At 61.8% G+C, this 16,168-nt stretch carries 14 protein-coding genes; 10 read left to right on the top strand and 4 right to left on the bottom strand.

Translation table 11 applies throughout. The features are described 5' to 3' along the window. Positions 1-595: 595 nt before the first annotated feature. The 4 genes from AC1D34_RS20315 to AC1D34_RS20330 all read left to right on the top strand — a co-directional run bounded on the left by AC1D34_RS20315 (position 596) and on the right by AC1D34_RS20330 (position 3,934). Positions 596-1,072, top strand: coding sequence for a CBS domain-containing protein (locus AC1D34_RS20315; RefSeq protein WP_441508828.1), 477 nt, complete (start codon positions 596-598; stop codon positions 1,070-1,072). A 72-nt stretch (positions 1,073-1,144) separates the two neighbouring features. After that, positions 1,145-2,536, top strand: coding sequence for a GntP family permease (locus tag AC1D34_RS20320; protein ID WP_441508829.1), 1,392 nt, complete (start codon positions 1,145-1,147; stop codon positions 2,534-2,536). Between the two features lie 90 nt (positions 2,537-2,626). Then, the gene (locus AC1D34_RS20325; RefSeq protein ID WP_476825153.1) at positions 2,627-3,412 is read left to right on the top strand and encodes a 3-hydroxybutyrate dehydrogenase; all 786 of its coding nucleotides are present in this window, start codon (positions 2,627-2,629) and stop codon (positions 3,410-3,412) included. Between the two features lie 126 nt (positions 3,413-3,538). Then, complete coding sequence (locus tag AC1D34_RS20330; RefSeq protein WP_476825154.1) at positions 3,539-3,934, top strand: phasin; 396 nt, start codon at positions 3,539-3,541, stop codon at positions 3,932-3,934. A gap of 402 nt (positions 3,935-4,336) precedes the next feature. Here the strand turns inward: AC1D34_RS20330 and AC1D34_RS20335 are convergent, their stop codons facing one another. Continuing rightward, the gene (locus AC1D34_RS20335; protein ID WP_476825155.1) at positions 4,337-4,672 is read right to left on the bottom strand and encodes a hypothetical protein; all 336 of its coding nucleotides are present in this window, start codon (positions 4,670-4,672) and stop codon (positions 4,337-4,339) included. 706 nt (positions 4,673-5,378) lie between these two features. Between AC1D34_RS20335 and AC1D34_RS20340 the strand changes: the two genes are divergently transcribed. The 6 genes from AC1D34_RS20340 (at position 5,379) to AC1D34_RS20365 (ending at position 12,100) form a co-directional block, all read left to right on the top strand. After that, complete coding sequence (locus tag AC1D34_RS20340; RefSeq protein ID WP_441508833.1) at positions 5,379-7,619, top strand: DUF3141 domain-containing protein; 2,241 nt, start codon at positions 5,379-5,381, stop codon at positions 7,617-7,619. A 12-nt stretch (positions 7,620-7,631) separates the two neighbouring features. Beyond that, positions 7,632-8,414, top strand: coding sequence for an enoyl-ACP reductase FabI (gene fabI, locus AC1D34_RS20345; protein ID WP_476825156.1), 783 nt, complete (start codon positions 7,632-7,634; stop codon positions 8,412-8,414). Positions 8,415-8,559: 145 nt separating this feature from the next. Then, on the top strand, positions 8,560-9,207 hold the full coding sequence (locus AC1D34_RS20350; RefSeq protein WP_441508835.1) for a CoA transferase subunit A: 648 nt from the start codon (positions 8,560-8,562) through the stop codon (positions 9,205-9,207). 12 nt (positions 9,208-9,219) lie between these two features. Beyond that, positions 9,220-9,870: a 3-oxoacid CoA-transferase subunit B gene (locus AC1D34_RS20355; RefSeq protein WP_441508836.1), complete on the top strand. Its 651-nt coding sequence runs from the start codon at positions 9,220-9,222 to the stop codon at positions 9,868-9,870. Positions 9,871-10,012: 142 nt separating this feature from the next. After that, positions 10,013-11,473, top strand: coding sequence for a short-chain fatty acid transporter (locus tag AC1D34_RS20360; protein WP_441508842.1), 1,461 nt, complete (start codon positions 10,013-10,015; stop codon positions 11,471-11,473). Between the two features lie 309 nt (positions 11,474-11,782). Continuing rightward, on the top strand, positions 11,783-12,100 hold the full coding sequence (locus tag AC1D34_RS20365) for a hypothetical protein (protein ID WP_476777360.1): 318 nt from the start codon (positions 11,783-11,785) through the stop codon (positions 12,098-12,100). 522 nt (positions 12,101-12,622) lie between these two features. Here the strand turns inward: AC1D34_RS20365 and AC1D34_RS20370 are convergent. The 3 genes from AC1D34_RS20370 to AC1D34_RS20380 form a co-directional block, all read right to left on the bottom strand. Continuing rightward, positions 12,623-13,564 carry an HD domain-containing protein gene (locus AC1D34_RS20370; protein WP_476825157.1) on the bottom strand — a complete coding sequence of 314 codons (942 nt, stop codon included), beginning with the start codon at positions 13,562-13,564 and terminating at the stop codon, positions 12,623-12,625. Between the two features lie 268 nt (positions 13,565-13,832). Beyond that, a complete protein-coding gene (locus AC1D34_RS20375; RefSeq protein WP_441508840.1) occupies positions 13,833-14,525 on the bottom strand; it encodes a MarC family protein in 693 nt (230 codons plus the stop codon). Positions 14,526-15,024: 499 nt separating this feature from the next. Beyond that, on the bottom strand, positions 15,025-16,168 hold a 1,144-nt coding region (locus AC1D34_RS20380), incomplete at its 5' end, for an aspartate-alanine antiporter-like transporter (protein WP_476825158.1).

The raw sequence follows: 16,168 nt of genomic DNA on the forward strand, positions 1-16,168 counted from the left end.
CGGTTGGGCCTCACACGCTCCGAGTTCGAATACCAAGTCTCATAATAACCAAAGCTGACATCCACTTCGCGAAGGCCCCGAAACTGATCAAATAGCCGAACCAGCCCTCAGATCTGTGACCCCGATGGACTGGGCATGGCATCGCCCTAGTAACACCCTCCCGAGGCTTGCGCCCCACAACGTGTACGGAAAACGCTCGCGTAGACAGACGGAAAGCTGCTCCCTTCGCCCTTTCCGGTCAATGCGTGTCATGCCGTTGGTCGCCAGTGACCACCCAGGCGCGGAGGGTGGCGGACGACCGGGCGCCTGCGGGCCTGCAACAACCGTCTCCTCGGCAGCACCGCACAGGAGGCACGGACGTATTGGCCCTAGGGACAGGTTCTCGCTGCCATGAAGCTGCTATAACTCCAATCGTGCGATGAGCTGCACAGCGATTGATCCGGACCTGTTCGCACGAGTGATGACTTACTGGATTCGGCCGGTGGTCAACGAAATAACTCCATTGTATGACGACGATTTCTGACGACCTGCGTTAGGTATCGTGAATACTTTCGATAGCATTTCGTCGCTTGCTGTATTGTGGGGGTGAGAGCAGATGCCAACGCTCAACAAGACCGCGCACGAGCTACTGCAATCCAAGCGTTCGGAGGTCTCCGCCGTCATCAGCGTGGCACCGAACGACACTGTTCTCAGCGCCCTTACGCTGATGCGGGACAAGAATGTCGGGGCTGTCGTCGTACTCGACCGTGGTGAGCTCAAGGGCATCCTCACCGAGCGCGACTACGCTCGGGATGTCGAACTGGAGGGCAAAACAGCGGGCGCCTGCCTTGTCCACGAGATCATGACCGACCGTTCGATCGTTTTTGCGAGGCCTGGCGATTCCGTCGAGCGATGCCACGCCTTGTTGAAGACGCACCGCATTCGTCATCTGCTCGTCTGCGAGGAGCGCAAGGTCATCGGCGTCCTCTCGGTCCGCGACATTCTCGAGGAGATCATCGCGGAGGAAAAAAACGTCATTCGCGAGCTCGAGACGGACAGGCTCATGATGACGACGGATACCGGATCATACTGAGTTCGACGTTTCCGGCGTCCGGGTACTGCGCCGTGCAGGGGAAATAACAAGAGAAGTGCTGGAGTAAAGCGCATGGATTTCCTGATTACCCTTGCTGCTCTCGTCCTGCTGATGTTCGTCGCCTATCGTGGCTTCAGCGTTATCCTCTTCGCGCCGATCGCCGCGATGCTGGCCGTACTGGTGACGGATCCCGCGGCAGTGCCGCCCGTGTTCACCGGCATCTTCATGGAGAAGATGGTCGGCTTCGTGAAACTGTATTTCCCGGTCTTCCTGCTCGGCGCGGTCTTTGGCAAGCTCATCGAATTATCGGGTTTCTCCAAGTCGATCGTCTCGGCGGTCATCGGCGTCGTCGGGCGCGAGCGGGCGATGCTCTCGATCGTGCTGGTCGGCGCGGTTCTGACCTACGGCGGCGTTTCGCTCTTTGTGGTCGTCTTCGCGGTATATCCGTTCGCGGCCGAGATGTTCCGGCAAAGCGACATCCCCAAGCGCCTCATCCCCGGCACGATCGCCCTGGGTGCCTTCACCTTCACCATGGACGCGTTGCCCGGAACGCCGCAGATCCAGAACATCATCCCCACCACTTTCTTCAAGACGGATACGTGGGCCGCTCCAATTCTTGGAACGATAGGTGCGATCTTCATTCTCACGGTGGGCATGGCCTACCTGCAGTGGCGCCGGCGGGTGGCCGCGGCGGCTGGAGAGGGCTATGGCGAGGGCCATACGAACGAGCCCGAACCAATGGCTGAGGAGAAACTGGTCCACCCCGCCATCGCCCTGGCGCCGCTGGTTGTGGTCGGGGTGGCCAACAAGATCCTGACGGGCCTGATCGTCAAATACTACGGCGCCACTCACGAGGTGACGCTGGCGGGAATGGTGAAGCCTCTGATCACGCAGGTGTCGTCGGTCGCCGCGATCTGGGCCGTCCAGGGCGCGCTCCTGCTTGGCATCCTGACCGTGCTGGCCTTCGCCTTCCGAGCGGTCATGCAGCGCTTCGCCGACGGCACCAAGGCCGCGGTGGCGGGATCGCTGCTGGCCTCCATGAACACGGCGTCGGAGTACGGCTTCGGCGGCGTCATCGCAGCGTTGCCAGGGTTCGTCGTCATCGCCGACGCCCTCAAAGCGATCCCGAACCCGCTGGCCAACACGGCGATCAGCGTGTCGGTGCTCGCAGGTATCACCGGCTCGGCCTCCGGAGGCATGAGCATCGCGCTAGCGGCCATGTCGGACCAGTTTATTGCTGCCGCCAATGCCGCCAATATCCCGCTTGAAGTTCTGCATCGCGTTGCCGCGATGGCGAGCGGCGGCATGGACACGCTTCCACATAATGGTGCGGTTATCACCCTACTTTCCGTGACCGGCCTGACTCATCAGCAGTCTTACCGCGATATCTTCGCGATCACCTTAATCAAGACGCTCGCTGTGTTCGTCGTCATTGCCGTCTATTACACGACCGGACTGGTTTGATCGCTTCATCTCACAGATCCGTCGCGAGGTTCGTCGCGAACGGGCAGGGTTCCAGTACACAAACGACGTTTAGGCGCCATCGGAGGCAAGATGTCACTTCAAGGAAAGGCGGCCGTCGTTACCGGATCCACGAGTGGAATCGGGCTTGCTCTGGCGCGCGCTTTCGCCAAGGAGGGCGCCGACATACTCATCAACGGCTTCGGAGACGCCGCCACCATCGAGAAGGAGCGCGCGGGCATCGAGACCGACTTCAAAGTGGTCTGCCGGTACTCGCCGGCGGACATGTCGAAGGGCGCGGAAGTGACCGGCATGGTGCGGATGGCCGAGCAGGAGTTCGGCCGGGTCGATATTCTTGTCAACAACGCCGGCATCCAACATGTGGCGCCGATCGAGGAGTTTCCCGACGWCAAGTGGGAAGCGATCATCCGAATCAACCTACTCGCCGCTTTTTACGCGACCAAGGCGGTCGTTCCCGGCATGAAATCACGTGGTTGGGGACGTATTATCAACACAGCGTCCGCCCATGCGCTGGTCGCGTCACCCTTCAAATCCGCCTATGTCGCCGCGAAGCATGGCATTGCCGGCCTCACCAAGACAGTCGCTCTTGAGGTGGCGAAAGATCACGTCACGGTCAATGCGATCTGTCCCGGCTATGTCTGGACGCCGCTGGTCGAGAAGCAAATCCCGGACACGATGAAGGCTCGCGGTCTCACCAAGGAGCAAGTCATTGCGGATGTGCTGCTGGAGGCGCAGCCAACGAAGGAGTTCGTCACTGTGGAGCAAATTGCGGCGCTGGCGCTCTTTCTGAGTTCTGACGCCGCATCGTCGATCACTGGGACCATGTTGTCGATCGACGGCGGGTGGACCGCCCATTAGAGGCGCCCAAGAACGTCCGTGGTGATGAGGGGCAGGCTGACCCTTGAGCCTTTGTCATCGCAAACGAGCACGATACTGTGGCGCAGAACGATCGAAGTGTTCATTGTTGAATAGGGGAGAAACTCCATGAATGGCAAGACACCCTACGAAGTGCCGGCCCAAATGCGTGAACTCGCTGAACGTAACGTCGAGCAGGCTCGCAAGGCCTTCGACGGCTTCATCGGCGCTGCGCGGAAAGCGGTCGAGGCCGCCCCTGGTTCTGCCGGGTTTGCGCTTTTCGACATGCAGGATACCGGCCGCAAGGCCATCGCCTATGCAGACAACAATGTCTCTGCCGGGCTCGATCTGGCCCAGAAGCTGGTCAAGGCGAAAGACCTGGTGGAAGTCATGCAGCTCCAGTCCGATTTCCTCAAGTCTCAGATGGCCGCGTTTCAGACCCAACTCAAAGAATTGGGCGCGGCTGCGCAGGATGCGGCAGCGAAGGCTGCCGAGACGGCCAACACACTCACAAAGCCGAAGTGATCGCTTCTCATAGATCGTCGTCGTCTTCGATGCGAATGAGGAGTGCGCCCCTTGAGGCAGACAGTTTGAAGCGTGGCAATTGACCGGAGATCCGGGCTTTCGAAGGATGGAAGCCATGGCCCCGGCACCGCACCCACAGCACCTGATTTCAAGCACCATGTGGCGCAGGACTACCTGGCTAGCGAGACGCTCCATAGCCTCGCCCGCCGACACGACCTGTCGCGGAACCTGATCCGCAGCTGGGTTTAGAGCCTTGGGCTGGCGCCTTCGACGACGAGGCGTGGCTGACRATGCGATTGACGCTTATCGTCTCGCTGGCAAGCGACCTTGACGGGGGGTGGGCGCTCCGCGTGCTGGTGGGGCTCGTGCTGGCTATCCCGTGGGGCTGTTGATCTTGGGGTGTCACTCACGCTTATCTCCGCAGTGGGCGGGCGACAGGGCGGCGAGCATTGCGTGGTCTCTAACTGCATAGGCCGCTTCAAAGGCGGCGCAATACTCGTCACGCAGGAGGCCCAACAGCCCCGTCACGGCCGCATCTCGCTCGGCGACCAACGCCGGGATGGCTGGCTCGGCGGCGAGGTAGGCGCGAATGGCGACTTCGGCCTGCCCTCGGTAGTGGTCGCGCACTGAGTGCCAATGCTCCTCGTAGCTCTCTGGTGAAGGCGCCTCGCAGGAAGAGTACACATTCTCACACATTGCCCGCGCGGCTATCTCCACCGCTCCGCTGTCGAGGTTCATTGCGGGGCTCCTTGATGCTGGGGGGCCGGCGCGAGACGCGTGCTTTCGGTGCGACTTCGAGGTTGCTCGCAGTCAGCTTCTGAGCCTCCCCTGAGGGCGTGGGCGGAAAGCCAATGAGGAATGCCCAAATTAGCTCCTGCCCTATTCGAGTGTCTGGCACGGAGTCCGGCCATGCGCCTCGCTCTTCAGCGAGCGGCTTCTGAGCGCCGTTCAACTCAGCAGCTCGCGCTTCGGCAGGCCGATTGTTCTCTGCGCCAACGATCAACGTCAATGTCTGCAACCATGACCGTGGCTATTTGCGCGGAGGTGGGCACTGGGCACCGCTTTATCCAGGCGCAGGCGGTCCCCTCAAAGCCCCGGGTCGGGTGCGGAGATCATGGCGCTCTGGACCTGCTCCGAGCCGATGGCGTGCCACCTTCACCATCGGGCTGGGCAGTCAGCGAATGGGTGGATACGGCCGCTTTTCCAGATCCCATTGACCCGTTGCGGTGGATATTGTGGACGACGGGGGCGGAGTTCCGGATGGGGCGAGCCCAAGCTGGTCGAGGCACGCTTGGGCGTAATCGGTGGTCCAGACGGGAGGCGGATTGCCCCAAAGGTCAATTGCCTTGCCGCGACGCCTCAATACAGGCTTGCAGCACGTCGGCACCAGCCTAAAGTGCTTGTTCCGCCGATATGAACGCATAAAACCGAAGAGGCGAGGGCGATGATGTCAAAGCCTGGCCAACCCGAGAAGCCTGCGACCACCGGGGCTTTTGGTCCGTTTGGCGCTGCGATGGAGTACATGGTCGACGCCGCGCAGCGCAGCCTCCTGTTCATGGATGTGATGCGCCAGAGCGGAAACCAGTATCGCGAGCATCTCGCCGAGACCGCTCCGCATGTGCTCGACTATGAGGCGGAGGTCGTTCTCGACGGCCGCAACCTCGATCATCCCGTCAATTACATTCTCGTGCGGATTATCCCGCCCGAGGGCGTTTCGGTCGATCCTATGCGCCGCCCCTTCGTGGTGGTCGATCCGCGGGCCGGGCACGGGCCGGGTATCGGCGGGTTCAAGGCCGACAGCGAGATCGGCGTCGCCTTCAAGGCCGGGCATCCCTGCTATTTCGTCGGATTCCTGCCCGAGCCCATGCCGGGCCAGACCATCGAGGACATCGCCCGCGCCGAGGGGATTTTCCTCGAGCGGGTCATCGCATTGCACCCGCAGGCCGACGGCAAGCCCTGCGTGATCGGCAACTGCCAGGCGGGCTGGGCGCTCATGATGCTTGCATCACTGCGGCCGGAGCTGTTCGGCCCCATCATCATCGCCGGTTCGCCGCTCTCCTATTGGGCGGGCGTGCGCGGACAGAACCCGATGCGCTACAGCGGCGGTCTGTTGGGCGGGAGCTGGCTGACCGCGCTCACCTCCGACCTTGGCGCCGGCAAGTTCGACGGCGCCTGGCTCGTTCAGAACTTCGAGAACCAGAACCCGGCCAATACGCTCTGGAGCAAGCGCTACAATCTCTATTCCAAGATCGACACGGAGGCGCCGCGCTATCTCGGCTTCGAGCGCTGGTGGGGCGGGCATGTCAATCTGAACGCCGCCGAAATCCAGGCGATCGTCGACGACCTTTTCGTCGGCAACAAGCTGGCGGCCGGCGAGATCCGGACCTCCGACGGAGTGGCAATCGATCTGCGCAATATCCGTTCGCCGATCGTGGTGTTCTGTTCCAAGGGCGACAACATCACGCCGCCGCAGCAGGCGCTCGGATGGATCCTGGATCTCTACGAGGACATCGACGAAATCCGCGCCTACGGCCAGACCATCGTCTACACGATCCATGAATCCGTCGGGCATCTCGGGATTTTTGTTTCCGCCGGCGTCGCCCGCAAGGAGCACGACGAGTTCTCCAGCAATATCGACATGATCGATGTGCTGCCGCCAGGGCTGTACGAGGCGGTGCTGGAAGCCAAGGAGGCGGACACGGTCAGCCCTGATCTCGTCGCGGGGCAGTGGGTGATGCGTTGTGAGGCGCGGACGCTCGACGACATTCGTGCGCTCGGCGGCAATGATGCGGAGGATGAGCGCCGCTTCGCCACTGCCGCACGAGTATCGGAGATCAACCTCGCCCTCTATCGCGCATTCGCGCAGCCGATGGTCCGCAGCATGACCTCGGCACCCGTCGCCGACGCCATGCGAAAGCTGCATCCTCTGCGGCTGCAATACGAACTCTTCTCCGATGCGAATCCTTTGATGGCGCCGGTCAAGGCTATGGCCGAACGGGCGAGCGAGGATCGGCGGCCGGTTGCCGCAGGCAATCCGTTTCTCGCGATGCAGCAAGCGGTGTCCGAGCAGATCGTCGCAGGCCTCGACGCCTGGCGGGAAACGACTGAATCTTGGAGCGAGCGCATATTCCTGTCGGTCTACGGCTCACCCGCCTTGCAGGCCGCCGTGGGCATCGATCCGACCGATGCGCGACCTCTGCGGAAGGCGCAATCAAGCCCGCTCCATCGCGAACTCCTGCAGTCCCGCATCGCCGAACTGAAATCGCGCATCCCCAGAGGCGGCTTGCGCGAGTGCCTGGTCCGCGGCCTGCTCCATGTCGGTATGGCGCGCGGCCGTGCCGACGAACGCGGCCTTGCGGCCATTCGCGGCCTGCGGGCCGAAGTCGAGGATGACAAGCCGAAACCGAGCCTGGCCGAGTTCAAGGCGCTCGTGCGCGAGCAATACTACATGCTGCTGATCGACGAGGAGGCGACGCTCAGCGCCATTCCCGATCTGCTGCCGCCCGATCACGAAGCGCGCCAGAAGGCGCTTGCGGCACTCCGGCGCGTGTTGAGCGCGGCTGGCGACATGACAGGCGAGGCAGCGCAGAGGCTCGAGCGTATCGTCGGGCTGTTCGGCGGCGGAACCGCTGGAAAGGCCGATCCTGGCAATGGAGTCCTGAGGTTCGCGAAACCTAAGACCTGAGAAGGGCACTCGATGATACCTGTCGTCAAAGCAAAGCTGCTCGAGGGCAAGAAGGGACTGATCATTGGCATCGCCAATGATCAGTCGATCGCCTGGGGTTGTGCCAGGGCGTTTCGTGCGCTGGGAGCGGAACTCGCCGTCACCTATCTCAACGAAAAGGCCAAGAAATTTGTCGAGCCGCTGGCACAAGAGATCGAAGCCCCGATCGTGATGCCGCTCGACGCGCGCACGCCGGGCGAGATGGAAGCCGTGTTCGAGCGCATCGCCAAGGATTGGGGCGAACTCGATTTCGTCGTCCATTCCATCGCGTTTGCTCCCAAGGAGGCGCTGCATGGCCGCGTGGTGGATGTCGGGCGCGAGGGCTTTCTCGCCACCATGGACATTTCCTGCTGGTCCTTTCTTCAAATGGCCCATCTGGCCGAGCCCCTGATGAAGAAGGGCGGCACGCTCTTCACGATGACCTTCTACGGCAGCCAGATGGTCGTCGAGAATTACAACATCATGGGGGTGGCCAAGGCAGCGCTGGAAAGCGCGGTGCGCTATGTCGCCGCCGAACTGGGTCCCAAAGGCATTCGCGTGCATGCCATTTCGCCGGGCCCCCTGRCGACGCGCGCTGCCTCGGGCATCCCGGAATTCGACGCACTGCTCGAGAAGGCCAGGACCAAAGCCCCGGCCCGTAACCTCGTCAGCATCGACGACGTTGGCATGGCCACCGCCTTCCTGGCGCATGATGCAGCGCGCCTCATCACCGGACAGACGCTCTATATCGACGGCGGTTACCACATTATCGATTAGGTCAAGGGGTTGGTAAAAGCAAAAAAGACTCAAGAAAGACAATGTTACTGACGTTTTTTGATTTCAAGAACGTTTATCAAGAACGATTTACAATTTGATCTTGAAATTGAGTGTGTTAGTTTCATCGAAATCGGAACATTCGACAATGAAAACTGTCTCATGCGCGGATGCGGTCAATTTGATCCCGGATGGCGCAACCCTCATGATCGGCGGATTCATGGGCGTCGGGACGCCCGAGCGCCTGATCGACGAGCTGGTGCGCCAGGGTAAGCGAAATCTCATCGTGATCGCCAACGACAACGCGGTTCCCGGACGGGGGATCGGCAAGCTCGTCGACGCCGGCCTCGTCAGCCGCACCATCGCCAGCCATATCGGCCTCAATCCGGAGACGCAGCGGCAGATGATTGCGGGTACTATGGCGGTCGATCTCGTGCCGCAGGGCACGCTCATCGAGCGCATCCGCGCCGGCGGCAGCGGGCTCGGTGGCGTACTCACTCCGACAGGCGTCGGGACCCTCGTCGAGGAAGGCAAGCAGCGGATCGACCTCAACGGCAAGAGCTACCTCGTCGAGACTGCCCTCCGGGCGGATTTCGCGCTCATCAATGCCTTTCTCGCCGACTATCTCGGCAATCTTTCCTACGCGCTCACGGCGCGAAACTTCAATCCGGTGATGGCGATGGCAGCCGATACCACCATCGTCACGGCCGAGAATATCGTGCCGGTAGGACTGATATCGCCCGACCACGTCGTGACGCCCGCGCCGCTGGTCGACTATCTCGTCACCAACGCCTGACGGATCAGGACGATGGATGCACAATCGATCATCGCCAAGCGCATCGCAGGCGAGTTGCGAGCAGGGATGCTGGTCAATCTCGGCATTGGCATCCCCACCATGGTGGCGAACTTCGTGCCGACGGGCATCACGGTGTTCTTTCAGTCGGAGAATGGCCTGATCGGAACCGGCCCGATCCCCGAGGAGGGGATGGCGCATCCCACGCTGACGGATGCCGGCGGACGCCCGGTGACCGCATTGCCTGGCGCCAGTACGTTCGACAGCGCGATGTCATTCGCCTTCATTCGCGGCGGCCATGTCGACATGACGGTGCTCGGAGCGCTGCAGGTCGATGCGCATGGCTTGCTGGCGAATTGGATGATCCCCGGCAAAATGGTGCCGGGGATGGGTGGTGCGATGGACCTCGTCACCGGTGCAAAGCGCGTGATCGTGGCGATGCAGCATACCGCCAAGGGCAAGCCCAAGATCGTCAACCGATGCACGCTGCCCCTGACCTCGGTGAGGCCGGTGGACCTTGTCGTCAGTGAAATGGCAGTCATCGGATTTCCCGACGGACAGGCGACCCTGCTTGAACTCGGCCCTGGCGTGTCGGTGGAGCAAGTCATTGCGGCGACCGAGGCGAAGCTCGCCATTCCGGACAATGTCGAGGAGATGCGGCTGTAGCCGTGCCGACGGCAGGCGGTATGCGAACAGCGAGAGGGGGGAGGTGCAGCGTATCCTTGGGATGCAGGCTCCTTATGCGGCCTGCTTCGCGATGTCCATTGCGCATCGAGTTGACACCAGAACAACACGGGGGATCTGCGGCATGTCACAGGCGAGCTTGGCTAAGTCGGATGCAGCATCCAGCGGTCCAAACCAAAAGGACGGGTTGCTGGTTCGGATCGCGATCTCGTTCACGACCTGGGCGGAGCGCTGGTTCCCCGATGCCTTCGTTTTTGTAGCGATCGCGGTTGTGATTGTCTCTCTGGCGGCGATGCTGAATGGTGCCTCGCCGCTTGCCGTCAGCCGGGCTTTTGGCGACGGATTTTGGAGCCTGATCACATTCACGATGCAGATGGCATTCGTCGCCATCGGCGGTTATGTCGTCGCGGTCTCCGCTCCGGCTCAACGGCTCATCCGCCGCCTCGCGGCCATACCCAGTTCCGGCTCGGGCGCCGTCGGTGTTGTCGCGGCGGTAAGCATGCTTGCATCGCTACTCAACTGGGGCCTGAGCCTGATCTTCGGCGGCCTTCTCGTGCGCGCACTCGCGGAACGCCGCGAGCTGAAAATGGATTATCGCGCCGCTGCTGCGGCGGCCTATCTCGGTCTGGGTGCAACCTGGGCAATGGGCCTTTCCTCGTCAGCAGCGCAACTTCAGGCCAATGCGGGAAGTCTGCCCAAATCCCTGTTGCCGATAACGGGCGTGATCCCGTTCTCCGAAACCATCTTCCTGTGGCAGTCGGTGGTCGTCTCTGTCGTCCTGCTGTCGGTCTCGGTGGTGATCGCCGTTTGGTCGGCCCCCGGGCCAGACAAAGCCGTCACGGCGGAAGCGATGAACATCAATGTCGAACGGGACGTCACGGACGACCTGCCGCCACCACGGCAGCCGGGAGAATGGCTGGAACATTCGCCATTGCTGACGATCCTGATCGTTCTGCTGGCGGCTGGCTGGCTGGCTCATGAATTCGCGACCAAAGACACGATGATCGCGATTTCGAGCCTCAATACCTATAATTTCCTCTTCATCATGCTCGGCATGCTGCTGCATTGGCGGCCGAAGCGCTTCCTCAATGCGGTCGTCAAATCCGTGCCGGCGACGTCTGGGGTACTCATCCAGTTTCCGTTCTACGGCTCGATTGCAGCGATCCTCACGATGGCGAAGAACGATGCCGGGCTGACCGTTTCCGACCAGATCGCCCATGCCTTTGTCGCCATGTCGACCCAGCACCTCTATCCACTGGTGATCGGTGTCTATTCCGCGGTGCTTGGCTTTTTCATCCCGTCCGGTGGCGGCAAGTGGCTGCTCGAAGCCCCCTATGTCATGCAGGCCGCCAACGACCTCAAGGTGCATCTGGGCTGGGCGGTCCAAGTCTACAACGCCGCGGAGGCGCTGCCGAACCTTATCAATCCCTTCTGGATGCTGCCCTTGCTCGGCGTACTCGGCCTCAAGGCGCGCGACATTGTCGGCTTCACATTCCTGCAGTTGCTCGTCCATCTGCCGCTGGTGCTGTTCTTGCTCTGGGCCCTGGCCTACACCCTAGAATATCACCCGCCGGTGATCCCATGAGAAGGGAAGCCCCCCAGCCGGAGCCTCAAATAGCCGCTGGGCAAATCGGCGTTTGCTTGATTCACTTGATCACGCAATTACGATCTGGATTTTTGCGCCGCTTCGCCTGGCCGACGACGGAATTCGTGCTTGCATAACCCAGAAAGCCCCGTCGGCGGCTCCGCCTCCGATCGACGGTTAAATAACCGTTCGGATCGTAGGCCTTCGGCGTGGGCCGCCTTGCGGCTTCGACGCGGGCCGCGCATGAGACGCCATTCACCGTTGAACCACTCGCTGRCTGTGCTCCTTTGGGAGACTAGGGAGGGTTTCATGCTTCGCTACGCCGTCGCTGTCGCGTCGATCTCACTCGCCAGTTGCCAGGCCGTGAGCACCGCTCCTCCCAGGATGCAGCGCGTCGATGGCCGGGCAATCATTGGAAATGCGACGCTGGAGGCGCTGGTGAACAAGGATGCAGCCGCCTGCATTCGTAAAGCCAACAAGGCGCCCCTGCCGGCCAACACGATACGGGCCAATGGTGCGGTGGGGGGCGACGCAGCCGACCAGATTACCGCCCGCCGGAGCGAGGCCGTTAAGTCGATCTATCTCGGCTGCATGGCCGAGCGCGGCTACGTCACTCCGCCGGCCTAGTGGGCGCAGGCCATCTGGCACGCACGGGATGATGCATGGCCAGACGAAGTCGGAGCAGACCACGGTCTACATGCATCGCTGATCCGCGATCCAATGGCCATCAATCGATCGCCCTGATGATCCGCTTCGCTGCCGCTGGCGCCGGCCACACTCTGCCGCTTGGTGGATATTGCCGCAGTACACGGCGTGAACCGAGCGATGATGGTTCGTGGATTTGAGGCGGGGGACAGATACGGCGGCACGATTGCCTGTCGGTGCGCGGCGTAGCAACGTTGTACGCTGCGCCTTCACTGCCATCCGAAAGCCCAAGGATGTCCCTCGACCGATCATCGCCGGATCGCCGCGCCCTTACCCGGCCTTTCGAGCCGTGATGGCCACGTGAAGATGAAAATCTCGCTTCAACACGGCGATTTTCCTCTTTTCGTCGATGCCCGAAAGGAACTGATCCGCTTCGGCAAGATCGATCCGGACCAGCTTGAATTTCMGTCCAGCGAGTCTCGCGTCGACTGAAATCCGGACGGCCTAGTCGGTGTCATCGCCATAGATACGAATGTAGCGCCCATCGACCTCGACGCCGACAAAGGGCTCGTCAAAGGCGAGGCACAGGCGCTGGGCAAGAGCGACGATCGCGTCGCCGCTATCTGTCCGGATCCTGCCGATAAGCATCGATCTGCGCCGGTGCTCATGAATGCCTTCGGCTGTCTGCACAGTGGCAGACGGGAACGTTCGGGCGATCATTTCACAGAGCAGGTCGATGTCTGCTTCTCCCAGGGTGCGGCACTTGGTGTTCGGCACATAGACGAGGTACACAGCCTGGCCGATGGCAGCCTCGAGCTCGTTCCGTGCTGACGCACCATCATCCAGATCGCCGAGCCCTTCGGCTCTGATTGTCTGCTCCACTGCTTTTGCGGTGTCGTCGAAGATGCGTTCGATCTCAGCGTTCGAACCGCGTCCGGCATCCACGAGATTGCGGCAGGCGTTCAGGTATCCAAGCCTGCGATCGTTCGACCAGCCGGCCGGCGGCGAGACGGCGATGGCGCGCAGGTTCGAGATGATGTCCGCGAACTTGACCAGCCTTGCCTCGCGCGATTTCTTGCCAATGCCTTCGAGCCGAGCGCGGCGCCGCTCCGACTTGGGCAAGGTCATGTCATCGGAATTCTCTTGGACGATATGTGCGGCACGGTCCCCGAACGCTGCAGCCAACTCGTCATGGCCAGTCTGGGTGTCCTCCAGCACATCATGGAGCACCGCCGCGATAAGAACGTCCATATCGCTGCTTTCGACCGACGCGACGAGATCGACCACTTCGATCAGGTGGTTGATATAGGGCTCCTGGCTCGCCCCCTTGCGACGATGGTTCCGATGGGCCTCGGCGGCAAAGGCCAGTGCTTTCGTCAGCCGCCGCACCTCACGCGCCTCGCGGAGATAGAGCTTTACCGATGGCGTGGAGATTAGGTCGCGCATGGCAAACTGCGGCCCCCACCTGGTGAAAAAAACGGAACTGCCGTGAGAGGCTCGCAGCGCCTCTTCACTATCAACCCGAACTCATGTCCTCAAGCATCGCCCCGCAACATCTGGCCCGGCAGGAAAAGGGGCGCGAATGTCGGCGCTCTTTCCCGGAAGGATTCGGATCACCACATTGGCGCGCGGAAATCCGGCTATTGGAGGCGGTAATTTCACGAACGGTCGTCGTCCTGACGAAGGGCTAGTGCTCGCACGCGGACCGGTGCGCTCAGCCCAGTGGCTTCGGGGCGGCCGGAATTGAGCCAGGATGCAGGACCGAGATGAGTAACTCATTCGCTCCGGACCATATGATCTGCATGCCGAGGGTGAAGAGGATGAATGCGGTTAAACGTACGGCAATGTCGGTTCCACCTGGACCGAGAAACCTTTGCATTCGATGCGCGTATGAGAAGCAGATTCCTATTGCGAAGGCGATCACCGCGACAGCGGCAAGACTGGCAAATATGAACAACAGCTCGTCGGCCGGTCGCTGAGCGCCCCGCGAGAGGCCGAGACTGATCATCACCGCGATCGTGCCCGGGCCAGTGGTGAGGGGCAGCGTCAACGGATAGAACGCCAGGCTGAGCGGATCTCCTAGATGCGCAGAGTTGGGTGTGGCCTCGATTTCCGTGCGGCTTCCTTTGTTGAGAAGCTTCCAACCGGATACCGCGACGATGAAACCGCCCGCGACGCGCAAGACCGGTATGGATATACCATAAAACTGCAGGATTAAGGCTCCAAGCAGAAAGGAACCCACTAGGACGAGCAGGGAGTTGAATGCGACCCGCCGCGCCAGTGCGCGCCGAACGTTGGGTGTCAGTCCACTCGTAAGCCCGATAAAGACAAGCGCCGTCCCCGGAGGATTCACCACAGGGAAGATCGCGGCAAGCACTAGCAGAAAGGAGTTGATGAATGTCTGCATAGGCGCGCCTCTACCGGAATTCCTATTTATGACAATACTGCCACACTCAGACTGGTCCTGTTCCAGCCTGCTGGATCCCGCTGCTGGTCGGGGTCGGCATCTCGTTTTGCGCCGCTGCGCGTTGCTTTCGGCTGCTTCGCCTCCAGGCGGCAAAGCTCGGATGCGCCACTCCCGGGCGCCCAGCAGGTCGCGTACGGTGCGTCCCGATCCGGGTTCGATTCTCGAGGCGATAAGCGCTCAATCCGCAAGTCGTCCAGCGCCATTCTTCCCATATGTCCTGGCGGTCTCGTGTGCGCCGACGCCCCACCAATTCGGCAGGTACTTTGCCACCTATCGCGGCGTCCGGATGGTGCGATAAGAAGGGACCCTTCGACAGCACGTCTTTTGCCGCACTGGGCATTTTGAAACTCGTCCCTGGTTGAGCGAGGTCGAAGCTCAAATCAATTTCGATTTGACCCAGCCACCGCAGGCAGCACGGCGCTACCAGCGCCAGCGACTCCTAACGCGACATGATGCCGATGAGGATTGGCCCCCAGGCCGTGAGCAGGATGTTCCCGATGGCATAGGGTACCGTGTAGCCCAGCGCCGGAATGCTGCTCTGGGCCTCGTCCTGGATGGCCCGGAGGGCGGCTGTGATGGTGCCAGCCCCGGCGCAGGCACCAAGCACGATCAGCGGATCCATCTTCAGGACGTAACGCCCGAACAGAATGCCGACGACATGCGGCAGCAGCGCGGAGACGAGGCCGACCAAGATCAGGCTGATGCCGGTCGCCTTCAGGCCCGAGACGAAGCTCGGTCCGGCGCCGAGCCCGACGATGCCGATGAACATGCAAAGCCCGACCGTATCGAAGATCCAGATCGCCGGCTCGGGAATGCGGCCGTAGAAGGGGTAGACGGAGCGGAGCCAGCCGAAGACGAGCCCCATGAAGAGSGCGCCGCCGCTSGCGGTCAGKGTCAGYGGCACMCCCCAGACGACCAGWGTCAGCARACCGAACAAKCCGCCCAGRAAGATCCCGAAGCCGACGAAGACCATGTCGGTTGCCGAGGTGCGGCGGTCGGGGTAGCCGAGCTCGGTCGCGGCCCGCTCGACTTCCGGCAGCGGCCCGACCAGCGACATGACGTCGCCACGATTGACGCGTGTCGTCGGCTCGATCGGCATCTCGATGCCTGAGCGTGTCAGCTTGGACAGGAAGACGCCACGCGCGAATTCGGCCTGGGCCAGTTCCCCCAGCGATTTCTCGTCGATGCTGCGGGACGTCACGATGACGTTGAGCGCCTCGAGCGGAATGTCGAGCAGCTCGGGATCGCTCACTTCAGGTCCGATGAGGTCGCCGCGGGCGGCGTGAACTTCGTGTCTTGCCATGATGGCAATGATGTCGCCCGCCTGGATCCTGCGATCCGAAGCGTGGCCGAACAGCACCACCCCGCTGCGAACGCGCAGGATGAAGGCACGGGTCTCCTTGATGAGGGCTTCGATCTCGGTGATCGTCTTGTTGGTCAGAACCGGGTTTTCGACGCGATAGGCGCGAACGTCGAACAGGCGGGCGGCCGAGGTGACGCCTTCGGCATCGCTGCCCGGTCCGGCCTTGTCGGCGCGCTGTGCCGCGATCTCGCGAAGGTTGATGCCCATGAGCTTGGGACCG

The organism is Allobosea sp. P1_A7 (genome assembly GCF_056406775.1).

Excerpts from the sequence above, each read along its gene's own strand:
- AC1D34_RS20315 (WP_441508828.1), top strand. The coding sequence starts at position 596 with ATGCCAACGCTCAACAAGACCGCGCACGAGCTACTGCAATCCAAGCGT.
- AC1D34_RS20320 (WP_441508829.1), top strand. The coding sequence starts at position 1,145 with ATGGATTTCCTGATTACCCTTGCTGCTCTCGTCCTGCTGATGTTCGTC.
- AC1D34_RS20330 (WP_476825154.1), top strand. The coding sequence starts at position 3,539 with ATGAATGGCAAGACACCCTACGAAGTGCCGGCCCAAATGCGTGAACTC.
- AC1D34_RS20335 (WP_476825155.1), bottom strand. The coding sequence starts at position 4,672 with ATGAACCTCGACAGCGGAGCGGTGGAGATAGCCGCGCGGGCAATGTGT.
- AC1D34_RS20340 (WP_441508833.1), top strand. The coding sequence starts at position 5,379 with ATGATGTCAAAGCCTGGCCAACCCGAGAAGCCTGCGACCACCGGGGCT.
- AC1D34_RS20350 (WP_441508835.1), top strand. The coding sequence starts at position 8,560 with ATGAAAACTGTCTCATGCGCGGATGCGGTCAATTTGATCCCGGATGGC.
- AC1D34_RS20355 (WP_441508836.1), top strand. The coding sequence starts at position 9,220 with ATGGATGCACAATCGATCATCGCCAAGCGCATCGCAGGCGAGTTGCGA.
- AC1D34_RS20360 (WP_441508842.1), top strand. The coding sequence starts at position 10,013 with ATGTCACAGGCGAGCTTGGCTAAGTCGGATGCAGCATCCAGCGGTCCA.
- AC1D34_RS20365 (WP_476777360.1), top strand. The coding sequence starts at position 11,783 with ATGCTTCGCTACGCCGTCGCTGTCGCGTCGATCTCACTCGCCAGTTGC.
- AC1D34_RS20370 (WP_476825157.1), bottom strand. The coding sequence starts at position 13,564 with ATGCGCGACCTAATCTCCACGCCATCGGTAAAGCTCTATCTCCGCGAG.
- AC1D34_RS20375 (WP_441508840.1), bottom strand. The coding sequence starts at position 14,525 with ATGCAGACATTCATCAACTCCTTTCTGCTAGTGCTTGCCGCGATCTTC.